The 1457-nt window shown below is 72.1% G+C and carries 1 protein-coding gene and 1 pseudogene; both read right to left on the reverse strand.

All coding sequences use genetic code 11. The annotated features are described in order from the left end of the window. Positions 1-750 (reverse strand): cyclic nucleotide-binding domain-containing protein (locus ACYVD5_RS21310; RefSeq protein ID WP_461002879.1); only part of this gene is annotated, 750 nt, incomplete at its 3' end. A 227-nt stretch (positions 751-977) separates the two neighbouring features. Then, positions 978-1457: pseudogene (locus ACYVD5_RS21315) on the reverse strand (Crp/Fnr family transcriptional regulator); the annotation flags it as partial.

Genomic DNA, 1457 nt, shown 5'->3' on the forward strand with positions numbered 1-1457 from the left:
GCGCGGAGACAACTCGTAATCCACGAACGTGCCCGGCAGATCGGGCTCACCCGCATGGCCGGAGGCGATAGCGATGTCGGCCTCGCCGTACTTGTTGGCAGGGGGCCGGGATGCGGAGCCGGCGGCCGCGAGGTGGGCGCGCAGGGTCTCGGAGTTGTCGGCGACCTGCTGGAACTCCGAGCGCGGCAGCGCGAGCACGGTGCAGGCGGTGGCGGCTTGGACGGTGTCGTGCCAGATGCCGGGTTCGGGGTCGAGGGCGGTGTCGCCGAAGTGGTCGCCGTCGGCCAGCATCGCCGTGACGGTGTCGTCGCCGTACTCGCCGGTGCGGTGCACGCCGGCTTTGCCGTGGGCGAGCAGGTACACGTGGTCGACGGCCCCGCCCGCGGCGGCGATGACCTCGCCGGGGCCGTATTCGCGCTGCTCGAAGCGGTCGGCCAGCGCTTCCAGCGCCGCCTGGTCGCCGAACCCGCGCAGCGCCGGAAGTTCGGCGAGTTCCGGGGGAATGACGCGGACCTCGGGCCCGGTGGTGCTGAAGCTGACCCGGCCGTCGCCGACTGTGCAGGTCAGCCGCCGGTTTACACGGTAGGTGCCCGCGTCGACCTGCACCCAGGGCAGCACGCGCAGCAGCCAGCGCGAGGTGATGCCCTGCATCTGCGGCGGGGTCTTGGTCGTGGACGCGAGGTTGCGCGCAGCGTCGGTGGTCAGGCTCAGCGGTTCGGGCGCGGTGTGCTCAACGCTGGAGTCCGTCATCGGATGCACTACCTAACTCTGGTCGTATCGAGCGCCGCCGGCGCGGGGCGCGGGGGCGCGGGACAGGGGTCCGCCGCGGGTTGCGGGGGTACCGGGGCCGCGCGGGGCGGGCGCAGCCGCGGTCGGCGCCCGTGCGGCCGGAGCCGGGCTCCGGGGGTGTGCCGCACGGGCGCAGAACTGCAGGACTGCAGGGGGTGCCGGGGGCTGCCTAGGGCCGGCCGCGGAGGTTAGGCTTCGCGGCCGATCTCGACGTTCTCCAGGATTCCGAGGGCGTCGGGCACCAGCACGGCCGCGGAGTAGTAGGTGCTGACCAGGTAGGACATGAGCGCTTTCTCGTTGATGCCCATGAACCGCACCGACAGCCCCGGCTGGTACTCATCGGGCAGGCCGGTCTGGTGCAGGCCCACCACGCCCTGTTTCTCTTGGCCGGTGCGCATGACCATGATGGAGGTGCTGCGCGTGGAGCTGACCGGGATCTTGTTGCACGGGAAAATGGGGACGCCCCGCCAGGCCGGCACCCGGTGGCCCTCGACGTCGATGCTCTGCGGGTAGACGCCGCGGCGGCTGCATTCGCGGCCGAACGCGGCGATGGCGCGCGGGTGGGCGAGCAGGAACGAGGGTTCCTTCCACACGGTGCTCAGCAGCTCGTCGAGGTCGTCGGGGGTGGGCGGGCCGGTACGGGTGGGAATCCGCTGCTTCAGGTCGGC

Source organism: Streptomonospora sediminis (genome assembly GCF_054778995.1).